This window comes from Pseudomonas sp. WAC2, from assembly GCF_030403525.1.
Lineage (GTDB): Bacteria > Pseudomonadota > Gammaproteobacteria > Pseudomonadales > Pseudomonadaceae > Chryseomonas > Chryseomonas luteola.
Window position 1 is genome coordinate 210,705 of record NZ_JAUEPD010000003.1, and the last position, 17,982, is coordinate 228,686.

The 17,982-nt window shown below is 58.2% G+C and carries 15 protein-coding genes and 3 pseudogenes; 8 read left to right on the top strand and 10 right to left on the bottom strand.

From position 1 onward, the window contains the following. Positions 1–28: 28 nt before the first annotated feature. From QWJ10_RS08185 to glnK, 3 genes are all read right to left on the bottom strand, one after another. A complete protein-coding gene (locus tag QWJ10_RS08185) occupies positions 29–454 on the bottom strand; it encodes a secondary thiamine-phosphate synthase enzyme YjbQ (protein WP_289925419.1) in 426 nt (141 codons plus the stop codon). Between the two features lie 201 nt (positions 455–655). Further along, positions 656–1,993: an ammonium transporter gene (locus QWJ10_RS08190; RefSeq protein ID WP_289925421.1), complete on the bottom strand. Its 1,338-nt coding sequence runs from the start codon at positions 1,991–1,993 to the stop codon at positions 656–658. Between the two features lie 42 nt (positions 1,994–2,035). Next, complete coding sequence (gene glnK / locus QWJ10_RS08195) at positions 2,036–2,374, bottom strand: P-II family nitrogen regulator (RefSeq protein ID WP_003096476.1); 339 nt, start codon at positions 2,372–2,374, stop codon at positions 2,036–2,038. A gap of 395 nt (positions 2,375–2,769) precedes the next feature. On the opposite strand from glnK, the pseudogene QWJ10_RS08200 reads away from it, so the two are divergent. The 3 genes and pseudogenes from QWJ10_RS08200 to betT form a co-directional block, all read left to right on the top strand. Then, positions 2,770–2,997: pseudogene (locus tag QWJ10_RS08200) on the top strand (accessory factor UbiK family protein); the annotation flags it as partial. A gap of 147 nt (positions 2,998–3,144) precedes the next feature. Next, on the top strand, positions 3,145–4,650 hold the full coding sequence (locus tag QWJ10_RS08205) for a YifB family Mg chelatase-like AAA ATPase (RefSeq protein WP_289925423.1): 1,506 nt from the start codon (positions 3,145–3,147) through the stop codon (positions 4,648–4,650). A 110-nt stretch (positions 4,651–4,760) separates the two neighbouring features. After that, the gene (gene betT / locus QWJ10_RS08210) at positions 4,761–6,749 is read left to right on the top strand and encodes a choline BCCT transporter BetT (RefSeq protein ID WP_125888115.1); all 1,989 of its coding nucleotides are present in this window, start codon (positions 4,761–4,763) and stop codon (positions 6,747–6,749) included. 62 nt (positions 6,750–6,811) lie between these two features. Here betT and QWJ10_RS08215 read toward each other — a convergent pair whose 3' ends face one another. Continuing rightward, the gene (locus QWJ10_RS08215; RefSeq protein ID WP_125888114.1) at positions 6,812–8,782 is read right to left on the bottom strand and encodes a methyl-accepting chemotaxis protein; all 1,971 of its coding nucleotides are present in this window, start codon (positions 8,780–8,782) and stop codon (positions 6,812–6,814) included. 185 nt (positions 8,783–8,967) lie between these two features. Further along, positions 8,968–9,894 (bottom strand): LysR substrate-binding domain-containing protein, encoded by a 927-nt coding sequence (locus QWJ10_RS08220; RefSeq protein ID WP_125888113.1) that lies wholly within the window; start codon positions 9,892–9,894, stop codon positions 8,968–8,970. Between the two features lie 125 nt (positions 9,895–10,019). Here QWJ10_RS08220 and QWJ10_RS08225 point away from each other — a divergent pair, with 125 nt between their 5' ends. Then, complete coding sequence (locus QWJ10_RS08225; RefSeq protein ID WP_289925426.1) at positions 10,020–11,417, top strand: NorM family multidrug efflux MATE transporter; 1,398 nt, start codon at positions 10,020–10,022, stop codon at positions 11,415–11,417. 54 nt (positions 11,418–11,471) lie between these two features. Here the strand turns inward: QWJ10_RS08225 and QWJ10_RS08230 are convergent, their stop codons facing one another. Further along, positions 11,472–11,909 carry a YqaA family protein gene (locus QWJ10_RS08230; protein WP_125888111.1) on the bottom strand — a complete coding sequence of 146 codons (438 nt, stop codon included), beginning with the start codon at positions 11,907–11,909 and terminating at the stop codon, positions 11,472–11,474. 234 nt (positions 11,910–12,143) lie between these two features. Between QWJ10_RS08230 and QWJ10_RS08235 the strand changes: the two genes are divergently transcribed. The 3 genes from QWJ10_RS08235 (at position 12,144) to QWJ10_RS08245 (ending at position 15,558) form a co-directional block, all read left to right on the top strand. After that, the gene (locus QWJ10_RS08235; RefSeq protein WP_289925429.1) at positions 12,144–13,901 is read left to right on the top strand and encodes a copper resistance system multicopper oxidase; all 1,758 of its coding nucleotides are present in this window, start codon (positions 12,144–12,146) and stop codon (positions 13,899–13,901) included. Between the two features lie 151 nt (positions 13,902–14,052). Then, positions 14,053–14,883 carry a copper resistance protein B gene (locus QWJ10_RS08240; protein ID WP_289925799.1) on the top strand — a complete coding sequence of 277 codons (831 nt, stop codon included), beginning with the start codon at positions 14,053–14,055 and terminating at the stop codon, positions 14,881–14,883. A 3-nt stretch (positions 14,884–14,886) separates the two neighbouring features. Next, positions 14,887–15,558: a cytochrome c gene (locus QWJ10_RS08245; RefSeq protein ID WP_289925432.1), complete on the top strand. Its 672-nt coding sequence runs from the start codon at positions 14,887–14,889 to the stop codon at positions 15,556–15,558. Between the two features lie 232 nt (positions 15,559–15,790). On the opposite strand, the pseudogene QWJ10_RS08250 reads toward QWJ10_RS08245, so the two are convergent. The 4 genes and pseudogenes from QWJ10_RS08250 to QWJ10_RS08265 all read right to left on the bottom strand — a co-directional run. After that, a pseudogene (locus tag QWJ10_RS08250) lies at positions 15,791–15,946 on the bottom strand (general stress protein); the annotation flags it as partial. Between the two features lie 110 nt (positions 15,947–16,056). Further along, positions 16,057–16,227 (bottom strand): general stress protein, encoded by a 171-nt coding sequence (locus tag QWJ10_RS08255; protein WP_010796500.1) that lies wholly within the window; start codon positions 16,225–16,227, stop codon positions 16,057–16,059. 90 nt (positions 16,228–16,317) lie between these two features. After that, positions 16,318–16,473, bottom strand: a pseudogene (locus QWJ10_RS08260) (general stress protein); the annotation flags it as partial. Positions 16,474–16,544: 71 nt separating this feature from the next. Further along, on the bottom strand, positions 16,545–16,712 hold the full coding sequence (locus QWJ10_RS08265; protein WP_197872398.1) for a general stress protein: 168 nt from the start codon (positions 16,710–16,712) through the stop codon (positions 16,545–16,547). 644 nt (positions 16,713–17,356) lie between these two features. On the opposite strand from QWJ10_RS08265, the gene QWJ10_RS08270 reads away from it, so the two are divergent. Next, a complete protein-coding gene (locus tag QWJ10_RS08270) occupies positions 17,357–17,917 on the top strand; it encodes a histidine phosphatase family protein (protein ID WP_125888106.1) in 561 nt (186 codons plus the stop codon). The last annotated feature ends 65 nt before the right edge of the window (positions 17,918–17,982 follow it).

Here is a 17,982-nt window from a genome sequence, read left to right on the forward strand (position 1 = left end):
GAGTTTGACGTGGCTGCTCAAGAAAAATTCATGCTGGCATACCTTGCAAGGTAGCCATTATCCGACGAGCGCCGCCATGGTCGCGGTGCTCACCCAGGTAAATCCCCTGCCACGTCCCTAGCGCCAGCCTTCCGGCCTGCACGGGTATGGTCAGGCTGCAGCCCAGAAGGCTGCTCTTGAAGTGCGCCGGTAGATCGTCCGGCCCTTCGTAATTGTGTTCGTACCCTGGCACGTTCTGCGGCACGAGCTGATTGAAGAACCGCTCGAAATCGCGACGTACCGCACTGTCGGCATTTTCATTGATCGTCAATGAAGCCGACGTGTGCTGCAGCCACAGGTTGAGCAGCCCGATCTGACAGCTTTCCAGTTCGGGCAGGGCCGATTCCACCTCATCCGTGATGAGATGAAATCCACGGCTTCGGGCGCGCAGCGTGATCTGTCGCTGATGCCACATGGCGGACTCCTAGGCTTGCTGGGCGCGCATTCTAGCGCGGCTTTCGAAAAAACAAAGAGGCTCTTTAAAGCTGACGTTCAGACCGGGGCTGCGAGCAGGTGTTCCGAGCAATAACGCACGAAAAATGACTTTCTTTCGCGCATACGAAAAGAGCGCCCGAAGGCGCCCTTTTTCGACCGACAAACGGTAGCCGGCTCGCTATTACATATTGTAACCACGCTCGTTGTGCAGCGTCAGGTCCAGACCCACGGTCTCTTCCTCATCGCTGACACGCAGGCCCATGACCATGTCGATCACCTTCAGGATGACAAAGGTCAGGATGCCGGTATACACCAGTGTGAACAGCACGCCTTTGAGCTGAATCCACAGCTGGCCGCCAATATCGGCCACGGTGCCGAAGCCGCCTAGAGCCGGTGCTGCGAAGATACCGGTCAGCAGCGCGCCCACGATACCGCCGACGCCATGCACACCAAAGGCGTCCAGGGAATCGTCATACCCAATCTTGCGCTTGAGGCTGGTGGCGCAGAAGAAGCAGATCACACCCGCGACCGCACCGATGATCAGCGCCCCCATCGGGCCGACTGTACCGGCAGCCGGAGTAATGGCCACCAGACCGGCAACCACACCCGAGGCGATCCCCAGGGCGCTGGGCTTACCGTGGGTGATCCATTCAGCAAACATCCAGGCCAGAGCTGCCGAGGCGGTTGCGATCTGGGTAACCAGCATCGCCATGCCGGCAGTGCCGTTTGCCGCAACGGCGGAGCCTGCGTTGAAACCGAACCAGCCCACCCACAGCATGGCAGCGCCGACCAGGGTATACCCCAGGTTGTGCGGTGCCATCGGGGTGGTCGGATAGCCCTTGCGCTTGCCCAGCACCAGGGCAGCCACGAGACCAGCAATACCGGCGTTGATGTGAACCACGGTGCCGCCAGCAAAATCCAGCACGCCCCAATCCCACATCAGGCCACCGTCACCGCTCCACACCATGTGGGCGATCGGTGCATAGACCAGGGTGAACCACACACCGGTAAAGACCAGCATGGCAGAGAACTTCATGCGCTCGGCGAACGCACCCACGATCAGCGCCGGGGTGATGATCGCAAAGGTCATTTGAAAGGTGACGAAAATGCTTTCGGGGAACAGCGCAGCCGGTCCTGTCAGCCCATCATGGGTAATGGAACTCAGGAAGGCCTTGCCGAAACCGCCGATAAAGGAATTGAAATTGGTTACGCCTTTTTCCATGCCTGTGGTATCGAAGGCAAGGCTATAACCGTAGATCATCCAGAGAATACTGATCAGGCCGGTAATGGCGAAACACTGCATCATTACCGACAGGATGTTCTTGGCACGAACCATGCCGCCATAAAACAGCGCCAGGCCCGGAATGGTCATGAAAAGCACGAGTGCTGTAGACACCAGCATCCATGCCGTATCGCCGCTATTCAACGTCGGCTCCGCCGCTGCTTCCTGAGCCATGGCAAGGCTCGGCATAGCGAGGGACAAAAGGGCTCCTAGCCCTGCGTACTTGCGCAGAGTCATGATGTTCTCCTGGGGCTTTGGGGGTATGGAGTACGGTGTTTTTTAAATAGCGTCGGTATCGGTTTCGCCGGTCCGGATACGGATGGCTTGTTCCAGATTTACAACGAAAATCTTGCCGTCACCGATCTTGCCGGTGTTGGCTGCCTTGGTAATGGCCTCGATGACACGGTCGAGCTGGTCATCGGCAATGGCGACGTCGATCTTCACCTTGGGCAGGAAATCGACAACGTACTCGGCGCCACGGTATAGCTCCGTGTGCCCCTTCTGGCGACCGAAACCCTTGACCTCGGTAACGGTGATGCCTTGAACGCCGATCTCGGACAACGACTCGCGGACGTCGTCGAGCTTGAACGGCTTGATGATGGCGGTGACTAGTTTCATGAACTTCTCCCGAAAAGTGGACTTGCCCCAGGAACGAACCCCGTCTCAAGTCTAAGCGCAGTCTGTGGCTTTGTAACGTCGCCCCGCTCTAAAACGGTTCGCCGCCACCCTCGCCCGCCTACGAAGCAATCACCGCTTCGCTTCCGCATCCCTGGTGCGTGATGCCTCTGTCATAACGGCTAAAGCAGAAACCTTGCCATTTCGTGCAAAGCCGCATGGCGCAACGCCTCTATGCGCTTCGGTTGGATGAGATAGCGTCCATTTCACAGCAGATCGCACCATCCTGGCGCACAGTGCTCGGAAGAGGTGCCCAAAAAATGTGCAGATGCCCGGCATCCTGGCGCTGGAAAGGAGCGTGATACACTGGTCCAAACACTTTTTAATGGATGAAGCGTATGTTCCCACCCAAAGCGCTACTCGACTCCCTGACCCAACAAGCCAGCCGCCTGTTCGGAGAAGGCTCGCCCCGTGCCGATATCGAAAACCAGTTCAAGGCACTGATGCAGAGCGGATTCAGCAAGCTCGATCTGGTTAGCCGTGAAGAATTCGACACCCAGATGCTGGTCCTTGAACGCACCCGCGCTCGCCTTGAGGCCTTGGAAGCTCGCCTGGCCGAATTGGAAGGCCAGGGCAAAGAGCCTGTTGCTGCCGCCCAGCCTGCACAGGACGCACCGACATCAGCCAAAATGGCTTTCCAGAACAACAAAACGGAACCCACCCCGCCGACCGCCGAATAACCCGGCCGGCGGGACACTGATCAAGGAGTGATCATGTCCCTCGCCATCGTTTGTAGCCGCGCCCAGGTGGGCGTGGAAGCCCCCTGTGTCACTGTGGAAGCGCATCTGGCCAACGGTCTGCCAGCATTAACCCTGGTCGGCCTGCCGGAAACCGCCGTCAAGGAGAGTAAGGATCGCGTGCGTAGCGCCATCCTCAATTCAGGCTTCGACTTTCCGGCACGCCGCATCACCCTAAACCTTGCCCCTGCCGACCTGCCCAAGGATGGTGGCCGCTTCGATCTGGCCATTGCCCTTGGCATTCTGGCGGCCAGTGCGCAGCTACCCGCGGATGCCCTGGCCGATATCGAATGCCTGGGTGAGCTGGCGCTCTCCGGTGCACTGCGCCCCGTCCAGGGCGTATTACCCGCAGCGCTTGCCGCACGGGAAGCCGGACGCACACTGATCGTACCCCATGAAAACGCCGAGGAAGCCAGCCTGGCTGGCGGGCTTAAAGTCATCGCGGTGGGCCATCTGCTGGAGATCGCGGCGCACTTTACCGGGCAGACGCCCCTTACGCCGTACGAAGCCCAGGGGTTGAGACGGCAGGAGCAACCCTATCCTGACCTTGTTGACGTGCAGGGCCAAGTGGCTGCCAAACGCGCTCTGGTGGTTGCAGCGGCAGGCTCGCACAACCTCTTGCTGGCAGGCCCTCCTGGGACTGGAAAAACCCTGCTGGCCAGCCGGCTGCCCGGTCTGCTACCACCCCTGAATGAATTCGAAGCCCTGGAAGTGGCTGCAATTCATTCGGTTGCCAGCCACACGCCCATGGCTCACTGGCCGCAGCGGCCATTCCGGCAGCCGCATCACTCGGCCTCGGGCCCCGCCCTGGTGGGTGGCGGTAGTCGCCCTCGCCCGGGCGAGATCACTCTGGCGCATCAAGGCGTGTTATTTCTGGACGAGCTGCCCGAATTTGACCGCAAGGTGCTGGAGGTCCTGCGCGAGCCGCTGGAAAGTGGCGAGATTGTGATTTCCCGCGCCCGGGACCGTGTCCGCTTTCCGGCCCGCTTCCAGCTGGTCGCCGCCATGAACCCCTGCCCTTGCGGCTATCTGGGTGATCCGGCCGGCCGCTGCCGTTGCTCGCCCGACCAGGTACAACGTTATCGTGGTAAGCTTTCCGGTCCACTGCTGGACCGGATCGACATGCATATCACTGTCGCCCGGGAAAGTGTGCGTCTGGGCGGCCCTGATACCAAGAGCGATTCCGGCCGCCTTACAACGCAACAGGCTGCCGAGCAGGTCGCCGTCGCCCGTGAGCGGCAACTGGCTCGCCAAGGGGTGGCGAATGCCTTTCTGGATTTGCGTGCCTTGCACCAACACTGTGCATTGACGGCAGACGACCAGCGGTGGATCGAGAGCGCAGGTGAACGGCTGGGGCTGTCCCTGCGCGCCCTGCACCGAGTGATCAAGGTGGCACGTACGTTAGCCGATCTTGCAGCAGAGCCGCAGATTTTGCGGTCCCATCTGGCTGAAGCATTGCAGTACAGACCCGCGAGTGCCTGAGGTGATCTGAGCGATAACCACCTCGTGTTTCAATGCCGACCCTCGGAGCGGGTCGGCTAGGCACTCCTTTGCAGCCACCTTGGCGCCGACAGAAAAGGAGAAAGTGCCTGATGGCCACCGAAAGCCAATCACCACCTACCCGTACCCTCAATCCCCCGGTTTTCTGGGGCTCGACCTTGCTCATTCTTATCCTGGTCATCTATGCCAGTGCCTTTCACGAGAGCGCGCAAAACGTCTTTGGTCTCATTCAGTCCTGGATCATTACGAACGTCAGCTGGTTCTACATTCTGGCGGTGGCGCTGATCCTCTTGACCGTGGTCTTTCTGGGTGTCAGCCGTTATGGCGACATCAAGCTCGGCCCGGACCACAGCGAGCCGGACTACAGCAGCACGACCTGGTTTGCCATGCTGTTTTCGGCGGGCATGGGGATCGGCCTGATGTTCTTTGGCGTGGCCGAGCCGGTCATGCACTTCCTGTCGCCGCCCACCGGCCAGTCTGGCACTGTGGACGCCGCTCGCGAAGCGATGATCATCACCTTCTTCCACTGGGGTCTGCATGCCTGGGCTATTTATGCCATCGTGGCGCTGATCCTGGCGTACTTCAGCTTCCGTCACGGGCTTCCGCTGACCCTGCGCTCGGCCTTATACCCACTCATCGGCGAACGCATCTATGGGCCGATCGGCCATGCGGTGGATATCTTCGCTATCTTGGGTACCGTTCTGGGGGTGGCGACATCCTTGGGCTTTGGGGTCGCGCAGATTAATACCGGCCTCAACTACCTGTTCGGTCTGGAGGTCTCCGTGCCGGTGCAGATCATTCTGATCATCGCGACCACGGCCTTAGCGACCCTGTCGGTAGTTACCGGTCTGGACAAAGGCGTGCGCCGCTTATCAGAGCTTAACCTGGGTTTGGCCGTCCTGCTCCTGCTCATAGTTCTAATAATGGGACCTACGGTATTCATTCTGCAGACCTTTGTGCAGAACACCGGTGGCTACCTGACCGAGATAGTCAGCCGTACCTTTAACCTTTATGCCTATAAGCCCAACGACTGGATCGGCGGCTGGACGCTGTTCTACTGGGGCTGGTGGCTGGCGTGGTCACCGTTTGTGGGCCTGTTCATCGCCCGCATCTCCCGTGGCCGCACGATCCGCGAGTTTGTTTCCGGGGTATTGTTGGTACCGGCCGGCTTTACATTGTTCTGGATGACGGTGTTTGGCGATACCGCCATTCACATGATCTCCTGGCAGGGCATTACGTCACTAGGCGATGCCGTGAACAAAGACAGTTCCTTGGCATTGTTTGCCTTTCTTGAGCATTTCCCCTTCGCATCGGCCATTTCCATGGTAGCCATCATCATGGTCGTGGTGTTTTTTGTCACCTCGGCGGACTCCGGTGCAATGGTAGTAGACATGCTTGCCTCTGGCGGAATTGACAAGACCCCTATTTGGCAACGGGTTTTCTGGTCTTCCTCCATGGGCATCGTGGCGATTGCGCTGCTCCTGGCCGATGGTCTCAAGGCCCTGCAAACGGCCACGATTGCTACGGCGCTGCCCTTTACCATTGCACTGCTCTGTTCGATGTGGGGCCTGCTCAAGGCACTCAAGCTGGATGCCACCAAGCGGGGCATCCGCTACCAGGCGCTGAATATCTCCCGCCCTGCGCCTCGTTCAGCCGGTGGCTGGCAGCGTCGCCTGCGTAATCTGGCCATGTTCCCGCGTCGTACCCACGTGGTGCGCTTCATCGGGGAGGTGGTTAAGCCTGCGTGTGAGTCTGTTGCCGAAGAGCTGCGTAAGCAGAGCTATCTTGTCAGCGTAAAAGATGGCGACGATGGCCGGGTGCGTATCGAGGTCGGTCCTGAGGAGAACCCTGAGTTCGTGTATGAGGTTCGCCCGCGCGCGTATGCCATGCCGAGCTTTGTCATGGGGGACACACAGAGCGACCAGAACGAGCGCGAGGATCGCAAATACTTCCGTGCCGATGTGCACTTGAAGGAAGGCGGCCAGGACTACGATGTGATGGGCTGGAGCCGGGACGACGTGATTGGCGACATCCTGGATCAATACGAGCGTCACATGCACTTCCTGCATATCGTTCGCTGATCGTTACCCATAAAAAAGCCGGTGCCTCTGCACCGGCTTTTTTGTGCCTGCTACCGCATCGATCAGCTGAACCGGTTCACTTCATGGCTCAGCTCTTCAGCCAGACGCTTGAGCTCATAGGCCGTGCTGGCTAGCTCTTCCGCCGCTTCGCGCTGGGAGGCGTTATCGACGGCAATGGTCTGGATGTTGCGGCTCAGGGCAGTCGCTGTGCTGCTCTGCTCCTGGGTGGCCTGGGCAATGCTGGTGAACTGCTCCACGGCCTGATCGATCTGCGCTTCAATACGCTGCAGGGCTTGGGCAACGTCACCGTTAAGCGACAGACCTTGCTGCATCAGGCGGTTGCCTTCATCGATAGAACTCATGGCGCGGTTGGTTTCTTCCTGCACCGAACCGATCATTTCGGAGATTTCACGCGTCGCCTGACTGGTACGACCGGCCAGGCTGCGAACCTCATCAGCCACCACGGCAAAGCCACGGCCCTGCTCACCCGCTCGCGCAGCCTCGATGGCAGCGTTGAGCGCCAACAGGTTGGTCTGCTCGGCGATGCCACTGATCACGCTGATGATCCCGCCAATCTGCTGGGAACGCTCGCCCAGGTTATTGACCACGGTAGCCGTCGTACCCAGCGATTGGGCGATCTGCTCCAGCGCTTTCGAGGCAGCACGCATGGAGGCCGTACCGTTACGGGTTTCGGCGGCGTTTTCGTTGGTCAGCTGCTCGGTCTTGCGCATGCTGTCGGCAATGTTCTGTGCGGTAGCGCTGAACTCTTCTACAGCGCTCGCCATGCTGTCGATCTGGGAAGACTGTTCGGCCGAACGGCGCTGGGTAGCACCGGACAGGGTGCTCAGCTGATCGGAGCGAGTGGTCACATCGTGAGATGAATGACGTACACGATCTACTGTGTTCGACAGGGCTTCGGCCATCTGGTTGAAGCTATGGGAGAGCTGGCCGATTTCATCGTGGCTTTCGACCTTCAGACGAACGCTCAGTTGGCCTTCGCCCAAAGCCTGGGCCTGCTTGACGAGGTGCCCCAGCGGTTTCAGCTTGTGGCGCAGCATCAGTACAGAAGCCAGAATAGCGAGAACCAGTGCCAGTACACTACCAAACGCGAGTTTAAGACCTACGTTCCAGAGCAGTTCCTGTTCTTCAGCGACAGGTACCGTTGCGACCACTTTCCAGTTATCACCCGGTACGGGGACGACAACACTTTGGAATGCTTGCTTGTCATCTTCCCAGTCGATGAAATCATCTTTCTTGGCCATGCCGATGGCAGCCAGCGCCGCATCAGGCGCTGCAGTACCGGCAGGAGCGATCAGCCATTTGTCCTGCTCATCCAGAATGGCCAAAGAACCTTCGCGACCAATCCGGAACGCCGCCAGGCTATCGAATTGCTTTTTCTGAGCCTCGGTGTAATCAAAACCGACATAAAGCACAGCAATAAGCTCACCCGAAGCATCACGCACCGGTGTGTATTGGTTCATATAGTTACGGCCAAACAATACGGCGCGTCCTACATATTGCTGGCCATTGAGCAGCTTTTCATAAGCCGGATGCTTATGGTCTAGCTGCGTACCAATAGCACGTGAGCCATCTTCTTTTTTAACTGACGTAGTTACACGGATGAATTCATTGCCATCGCGAACAAAAACAGTAGCGGCGCCGCCCGTCAGCGTGGTGAATTCATCAACCAGGGTAAAGTCGCCGTTCAAGCGGGCGCCTTGTAGATGAAGCACAGGCGTCGATGCACTGCCAACAGTAACCCGTTCGTTAGTGTCACGTGTAAGACCTGCGCCGAAACGCCGCTCAAACAGTCCAGCCAGACGCTGCGTGCTGATTTTCAGCGTATCGTGAAAGGTATTGAGCTGATTGGCCAGCAGCTTACCTTCACCCGTCAGGTGATGATGGTGACTTTCCTCGGTGGAAACACTCAGGGAGCGCAACGCAAACAATCCACTTCCTGTGATAACCACCACTAAAATAACCGTTAGAGCAAGCGCGAGCTGCCCGGCGATACCGAAACGACGTCCCGACATGGGATTATTCTCCTGAAGAACACCAGTGTTCCCCGACTGGCATTCGCGTTAGGTTGGCTTTTGACGACCTGAGATGCTGTACACGCAAGGCCCTCTTCGGGGCGAATCTTCTAAGTCGGTCGTTTGATTATCGGCGGGATGTAAGACAACTTGATCCATCAGCACGATGGGCGTCGGGATGTTCCTTATGAGTGGTAGGTCACATCTGGTAAGGTCATGGCGTTGACCTCAGCCAGAAGAAAATCCCTCAGCAGGGAGAAACGCTTCGGGTTGCGTCGAGCCTTGGGCCATACCAGGTAATACGCCTCACCACTCGCCACCGCTGTAGGCCAGGGGAGCGCCGTCCGCCCCAGTTGAAGATCCTCCGAGACCATCACCAGATCTCCAATGGATACTCCATACCCACGGGCAGCGGCCGCCATTCCAAGCTCCAACGTATCGAATACCTGTCCGCCTCTGATCGGTATGTCGTCCGACAGCGCCATAGCTTGAAGCCAGCGACGCCAATCGCGACGATCGGGCGTGGGATGCAGCAGCTCGGTCTTCCGCAACCGCTGTATATCCCAGGGTCCCTCCGCTGCGGCTTCGGGTGAGCAAACCGGAATCAGCCATTCCTGAAACAACAGGGTGCTTTCCCACTCTTCCGGGAAACGACCGTGGCTCAGCAGCACCGCACAATCGAAGGGTTCGTGGATGAAGTCGACATGATCACTGTCCATCCAGGCACTGGTCAGCTGCACTTCGATCCCCTCATTCGCCTGCCGAAAGCGGGACAGTCGCGCCAGCAACCAGCGCAGGGACAATGTGGAAGGCGCCTTGAGCCGGAGCGCACCTTCGTCCACCGACAGCACGGAGCACGCCCGGCCCAAGGCCTCAAAACCTTCGCTGATGCCCGGCAGCAACAGCTTGGCCGGTTCCGTAAGGATCAGCTGACGTCCCGAGCGCTCGAACAGTCGACACCCAAAATGGGCCTCCAGGGTGCGGATATGTCGGCTTACGGCGCTCTGGGTCAGTGAAAGCTCCTGCGCGGCACGCGTGAAAGACGAATGCCGGGCCGCCGACTCAAAGGCGCGCAAGGCATAAAGCGGAGGAAGACGAGTCGACTCAGACATGATTAAAACTCATGACAGGCAGGTTTATTTTCGGTTTGTGGGCTAGCCCAAGTGTACCCACAATCACCCTGTCTTTCTGCCTGACCGGCAGACGTCTTCTCTGCCTTTGTGAGTCTGACTCATTCATGATCCTGCTACGTACCGAATTATCCGCGCTGGCTCGTCTGGCCGTTCCACTGATTACCGCCCAGCTGGCCTACGTGGCCATGGTATTTACCGACACGGTCATGATGGGCCGCCTCGGCCCCGAGGCGCTGGCCAGTGGAGGACTAGGGGCCGCTACTTATTCCTTCGTGACGGTGGTTTGCGTGGGGATCATCGCCGCGGTCGGTAATCTGGTGGCAATTCGGCACGGTCAAGACGATATCGAGGGTGTAACGGATGTCGCCTGCGCGGGCGTCTGGATCGCCCTGGGCCTTGCATTGATCGCCGGGCTTATCCTCTGGAGTCTGGAGCCTGCGCTGCTGGCCTTGGGGCAGGCTCCGGCGACAACAGGCGAAGCCATGGGCTTTATCCACGCCGTAAGCTTTGCCCTGCCCGGCTATCTAGTGTTCATGTCCCTGCGCGGCTTTACCAGCGGTATCGGCCGCCCCGGGCCAGTGATGTCGATTGCCATTGGTGGCGCACTGGCCAATCTGGTGCTCAACCTGGCCTTTATCGAAGGCTGGATGGGTCTGCCGTTTCTTGGTTTGAAGGGTATCGGCCTGATCACGGCGCTGGTCATGACAGTCATGGCGCTGGCCATGGCGCTGACCATCCGGGCACGCAGCGCCTATGTAGCCTACCCGATCGCGCGGAAACTGCTCAGCCTCAACCGGGGCGCTATCAGCGAAACCCTGCGCCTGGGCCTGCCCATCGGCGGCACCTATGCTGTCGAGACCGCGCTGTTTGCCGCCGCCGCCCTGTGCATGGGTGCGCTGGGAAGCACTCAGCTCGCCGCGCACCAGATCGCTAATCAGCTGGTGTACGTTGCCTTCATGATCCCGGTAGGGTTGGCTTATGCCTCCAGCCTGCGGGTCGGGTTGCATTTTGGTGCGGGCCGGTTTGCGGAATCACGTCTGGCTGGCCGTATCGGCATTACCGTTGGCGCCACCTGCATGCTGGCCGTCGCCATTGCATTCTGGCTCATGCCGGAGACCCTGGTGGGTCTGTTCATTGATCGGGACGACCCTGCCGGCCGCACCGTTATGGCATTGGCCGTAAGCCTGCTGGCGATCGCCGCCTGGTTTGAGTTCTTCGATGGTATCCAGGGCATCGCCTCGGGCGCGCTGCGGGGTATCCGGCAGGCCCGCCAGGCCATGCTGATCGGCCTGGTTTGCTACTGCTGTGTGGGAATTGTCTCAGCCTGGCTCTTAGGGCTGGTATTAGGCTTTGATGCCCGTGGCGTCTGGTGGGGAATGGCTCTGGGTCTGGCCTGTGCAGCGGTTGCGCTCACCTGGGCCTTCGAGCGGCATATGCGGGGTCTGCTCTGTCATGAGAACGTCGAATCGCCTGCGGAAAAACAATGGGCTACCCAGAGTTAAGCGCGCTTTTTCGAGGATTGCCAGTGATGGCAGCCGCGGTGACACGCGGTCCGCTCAGTACCAGCCAAGGACTAGGGCCGAGACGGCCAGATAACGCGCCGTCTTGGCGAAGCCGACGAGCAGGATAAAGACGGGCAGCGGTTCGCGCATAACGCCTGCTACCAGCGTCAGCGGATCGCCAATGACCGGTACCCAGCTCAGTAGCAGCGACCAGCGTCCATAACGGCGATATCCCCGTTGCGCGCGCTCGAGTTGACGGGGCGAAACAGGGAACCAGCGGCGGTCCCGAAAGTGCTCGATTGAGCGCCCCAGAAACCAGTTCACCACCGAGCCCAGCGTATTGCCGAGAATCGCCGCCAACAGCAACAGGGGTACGGAATAACTGCCCTGTAATAACAACGCGGCCAGCGCTGCCTCGGACTGGGCTGGCAACAAGGTAGCGGCGGCCAGGGCAACCAGAAACAACCCGACATATACCGTCAGCTCAGCCATGCGCTCTGCCTGTTTCCACCATCTCCTGGCTCCGCTACTGTCATCCCCTCAGGCTATCGATACGGCATCGGCCAGAGGGCGGCTAAATATTTCGGGATGTTACGGAGCGCTCAGCCGTATCGGCAGTCTATGCAACGTCCACAGGCAGCGGCGAAGCGGTTTATATGCCTCAGCCGAAACGGATTATGTGAAAAGAACAAGGCCCTCACGGCCCACCGACGGGATAACAACTGCATGGCATCCACTACATCGAGGCGTACGTTCGTAAAAGGCTTGGCAGCAGGCAGTCTGCTGAGCAGCCTAGGCCTCTGGCGAACCCCCGTCTGGGCATTGACCAGCCCCGGACAACCCACCGTGCTGTCCGGCACCGAATTCGATCTGGTCATTGGCGAAACGCCCGTCACCATCACCGGCGCCAAGCGCACCGCCCTGACCATCAACGGCAGCCTGCCCGGCCCGCTTCTGCGCTGGCGCGAAGGGGATACCGTTACGCTGCGCGTTCGCAACCAACTCGATGAGGCCACCTCGATCCACTGGCACGGCATCATCCTGCCGGCCACGATGGATGGCGTACCCGGGCTGAGCTTTAACGGCATCGCACCTGACGGTCTGTACGAGTACCGCTTCAAGGTCCAGCAGCACGGCACGTACTGGTATCACAGCCACTCGGGCTTTCAGGAGCAGCGGGGGGTCTATGGCCCGCTGATCATCGAGCCGCGTGAACCGGAGGCCTTTGCCTATGACCGTGATTATGTAGTGATGCTGACGGACTGGAGCGATGAGAAGCCCGAGCACATCCTCTCGACGCTCAAGAAGCAGGCCGATTACTACAACAACAACCAGCGCACCGTGGTCGACTTCGTCAACGATGTGAGCGAGAAAGGCTGGTCCGCCACGGTAAAGGACCGCGCAATGTGGGCCAGGATGCGGATGACGCCTACCGATCTGGCTGATGTGACAGGCGCTACCTACACCTATCTCATGAACGGGGCAGCGCCTGACGGCAACTGGACCGGTATTTTCAAGCCTGGGGAAAAGATTCGGCTGCGCTTCATCAATGGGTCGGCCATGTCCTATTTCGATGTGCGCATTCCCGGTCTGAAGATGACAGTCGTGGCGGCAGATGGCCAACCCATCGAGCCGGTCAGCGTAGACGAATTCCGTATCGCGGTGGCGGAGACCTATGACGTCATCGTCGAGCCGTCCGACCAGCAGGCCTACACGATTTTCGCCCAGTCCCTGGACCGCACCGGTTATGCCCGCGGCACGCTGGCCCTTCGCGAAGGCCTTAACGCACCGGTACCAGACATGGACCCCCGCCCGCTGGTAAGCATGGCGGACATGGGGCACGGCGACCACAGCGCACCGTCGTCTAAGGGCCACGCAGGGATGGATCACGGCAGTCACGGCATGGATCACAGCGCCATGAACCATGGCACACCACACGGCGGGCATGACACCGGAGCCATGCAGACGCACCCGGCCAGCGAAGACGGCAATCCGCTGGTAGACATGCAGACCATGATGCCTGCCCCCAAACTGGACGACCCCGGAATGGGCCTGCGGGACAACGGCCGCCGTGTCCTCACCTATGCCGATCTCAAAAGTACCTTTCCCGACCCGGATGGCCGTGAGCCAACCCGCACCCTGGAGCTGCACCTGACGGGGCATATGGAGCGCTTTGCCTGGTCATTCGACGGGATGAAATTCTCGGATGCCGAGCCTATCAGGCTTACTTACGGCGAGCGGGTTCGTATCGTGTTGGTCAACGACACCATGATGATGCACCCCATCCACCTGCACGGCATGTGGAGTGACCTGGAAGACGAACACGGCCGCTTCATGGTCCGCAAGCACACCATCGACATGCCGCCCGGCTCGAAGCGCAGCTACCGCGTAACCGCCGATGCGCTTGGCCGCTGGGCCTATCATTGCCACATGCTCTTCCACATGGAAACCGGCATGTTCCGCGAAGTTATTGTCGATGTTTAAGGAGAGGCCTGTGAGCACATTATCGACCCGCCTGTCGGCCTGTACGTTTGCGCTGGTACTGGGCAGCATCTCTGTTGCCCAGGCGGCAGATCCGGCCTCTCAGGCTGGCGCCACGGGAAATCCGACTCAGGCGCAACACGCGCATGGTGGCATGGATCATGGGCAGATGGACCATAGCCGGATGTCGCACGGCTCCATGGACCCCCACTCGATGAATCATGACGGCATGGCGTACGGCAGCCCTACTCCAGACAGCACGGCCACATCCCAGAGCCGTACACTCATCCCGCCTGTCACCGCGGCCATGCGCGAGGCGGCCTTTCCTCCTCTCGCCGGCCATGCCGTACATGACAGTGCCATCCACAGCTACTTGCTCTTCGACCAATTGGAGTGGCAGGACGCCAAGGAGGGCAGCACGCTTAACTGGCAGGCCGAAGGTTGGATTGGTGGCGATGTAAACCGATTTAACTTCCGCTCCGAAGGCCAGCGTACCAACGGTCATACCGAAGAGGCTGAAATTCAGGCACTCTGGGGACATGCCATCACGCCCTGGTGGGAAACGGTGGCCGGTGTCCGGCAGGATTTCAAACCCGGTTCGCCTCAAACATGGGCAGCGTTTGGTATCCAGGGCGAAGCCATCAAGGATCTGGATCTGGAAATAACGGCCTTCCTTGGCGAAGGCAGCCAGACCGGTCTGCGCATAGAGGCCGAGTACGACATGATGCTGACCAACAATCTCATCTTGCAGCCGCATACTGAGCTCAACTTCTACGGCAAGAACGATGAGGCTCGTGGCACGGGGTCCGGTATTTCCGAAACCGAGTTCGGTCTGCGCTTGCGCTACGAAATCACCCCGCAGTTTGCGCCCTATGTTGGCGTGTCATGGAACAACACCCATGGTCAGACGGCATCCTATGCCCGAGAAGAAGGCGAAGACACTCACGATGCCCGGCTGGTAGCCGGTGTCCGTATGTGGTTCTAACCCATGACCTTCCTGAAGGCTGCCCTGCTGCTGACGCTTGCCGTTCTGGCGCTCATTGCGGTGGCAGTCTATTCAGGTGTGATCAACATAGGAGCGGATACGCCTCACGTAGAGCCGGTACACCGCTTGATCGTCATGTTGCGTGATCGCTCCATTGAAGTGCGATCCGAACGGATTACGGTCCCCAACCTGGAAAGCAAGGCACTGATTCGCAGCGGCGCGGGTAATTACGATGCGATGTGTGCCGCCTGCCATCTTGCACCCGGAACCAATGAGACGGAGCTGAGCAAAGGTCTTTATCCGCCTCCTCCCAACCTCAGCCAGCAGGGAATCACCGATCCGGCAGAGGCGTTCTGGATTATCAAGCATGGCGTCAAGGCCACCGGTATGCCGGCTTGGGGCAAAAGCATGAGCGACGACTATATCTGGGGACTTGTCGCGTTCCTGCAAAAACTGCCAACCTTGGATGCCCAGCAGTACCATGTATTAGTAGCTTCCAGCGAAGGGCATTCTCACGGAGGTGGACAACTGGATCATCATGCACATGGGACCCTAAGCTATCCACAGGATGGGCGTGAAGCCCAGGAAAATCAGCCTGTGGAAAAGATGACTCCATCCACTCGCCAGCCCAGAGTTATACACAAGCACGCTGATGGCGAAGACCATGTGCATTAAATAAAAGGTATGTGGATAACTCGAAGCGGCTTAAATTCTGTTCAAAACTGCTTGGTAACAGCGCCTTGAAAACGGAGTGGTGTAAGCGAAAACAGGAGGCAGACGGCACGCCATACAGAGCTGCCGTACGGATGCTCATAACTGGCTGTATAAAGTAGAAACTGAATCCGGCCAAGAACAGGACGGATGAAGAAATGGGGCAATGGCTTGACGCCACTGCCCCTGATACTACTTAGCTACGGCCACCGCCGTGGCTGTTCTGACCGCCTTTGCGGCCAGCTTCGGAAGCCTTTTCACGGTCATTGGCAAAGTTACCGCCGCTGTTGTGACCGCCTTTACGACCTGCTTCAGATGCTTTCTCACGATCGTTTGCGAAATTGCCAGGGTTGTTATTTGCCATTGTCTTTCTCCTCATATACGGATTGGGACTGGACTGAAATACAACGTGTCAGTTCAGCTAGGTGAGCGAAGCACAAGACTTCGCCTGTTTGGGGTCACTTAACTACGGCCGCCGCCGTGGCTATTCTGACCGCCTTTCTTACCTGCTTCGGATGCTTTCTCGCGATCATTGGCGAAGTTACCGCCGCTGTTCTGTCCGCCTTTCTTGCCGGCTTCGGACGCTTTTTCACGATCGTTTGCAAAGTTGCCTGGATTGCTATTCTGAGTCATGGTCTTGCTCCTCTTTCGGATTGGGACTGGACTGATAAACATCTCAGTTCAGAGTGGATGGAGCCACATGCTTCATCCTTTAGCGATCAATCAGCTACGGCCACCGCCATGGCTGTTCTGACCACCTTTCTTGCCTGCTTCGGAAGCCTTTTCACGATCATTGGCAAAATTACCGCCACTGTTTTGGCCGCCTTTTTTACCGGCTTCAGACGCTTTCTCGCGATCGTTGGCAAAGTTGCCCGGATTGGAATTCTGAGTCATGGTCTTGCTCCTCTTTCGGACTGGGACGGACTGTAAAAACCTGTTCGGTTCAGGAATTAGCTACGACCACCGCCGTGGCTGTTTTGACCACCTTTGCGGCCCGCTTCGGAAGCCTTTTCGCGGTCATTGGCGAAGTTACCGCCACTGTTCTGACCACCTTTCTTTCCGGCTTCAGATGCTTTTTCACGATCGTTTGCGAAATTGCCTGGATTGCTATTTGCCATTGTCTTTCTCCTAATGGATTGGGACGTCATGCACTGTGTTTTCGCTAACTGTTTTCCGTCAGCGTTCGTAATTTCTGAGGGCCGTTATCAAAGGGAGTTCCTGCTTTTTAACCGTCTCGATCAAGTGCAGACGAGCGGTACAGGAGCTGTTCAGCTACCGACTAGAACAAGCGAAGCGGCTGATTTATAAGTGTTTTTAGGTTTTAGGTGACTGGCACCAAAATGAGGCAATACTCATCAAGGCGGCATTCAGTCTGCTTTATAGCGGAGCGGTAACCGTTTCGTTTATACGCCTATTAATTTGTATTTTTACATGCAAATAAACATATATATAGGCGTTAGGCCGGACTCGTTTGAAGCGGCGGAATATTTCAAAAACTTTCCTGGAATCGATCGAGCACGCATGTCCATTCAAGAGCGAAATCAGTCCAAACGCGTAACCCAAGACATACTCAAACGCAGTCCATCCTGACCGGTCAGAAAACTTTTGAGCATTCCGTTACTGACGCTCAATTTCATGACTCGACGACACTCAGGGCAGCTATTTTTTATCCCCTACGGAATAAAACACGAGCGCTGCCGTCATATCGCTTCACAGGTATCGCCTGCCTTTGAACGGACTCACCCGCGGGAGCGGAGACTTCATGCAAATCACCCTTGTACGCCATGGCAAACCCGATCACTCCGGCACGAAATGGCTTTCACCCCGAGAGATGATGGAGTGGGTCGAGGGCTATCAGAAGGCCGATGTACTCTGCCGTAAGCTTCCAGCTGATCTCGTCGAGCTGGCGAGCAGTGCCGGTGTGCTGGTCTGCAGTTCCTTGTCACGCTGCATGCAATCGCTCAATCATCTGGCCGGTGAACGTCGTTATACGTGCGACAAAACCTTTGCTGAGGCACACCTGCCTGGGTTCGATCTCCCCTGGCCCAAACTCCCCGTAAAAATGTGGCGCTTGATGCTGAGGTCAGCCTGGTTTCTGGGCTTATCCACTCACACTGAGTCCATCTTTGCGTCCAATCGACGGGCCAAGCAGGCCGCCGATAAGCTGATCGCCCTCGCCCAGGAACATGGCTCGGTTCTGTTGATGGGCCATGGGATCATGAACGTGCTGATCGCTCACCACCTGCGTAAACAAGGCTGGGCCGGACCGCTTCACTTGATCCTGAAGGACTTCTGGCACCCTACCGTTTACAGGAAGGCATGAGTCAATCCATGACACTCCAGTGATTGGCTAAACGAAAATCGCTTTTTTCAGATCCCATACAGGCA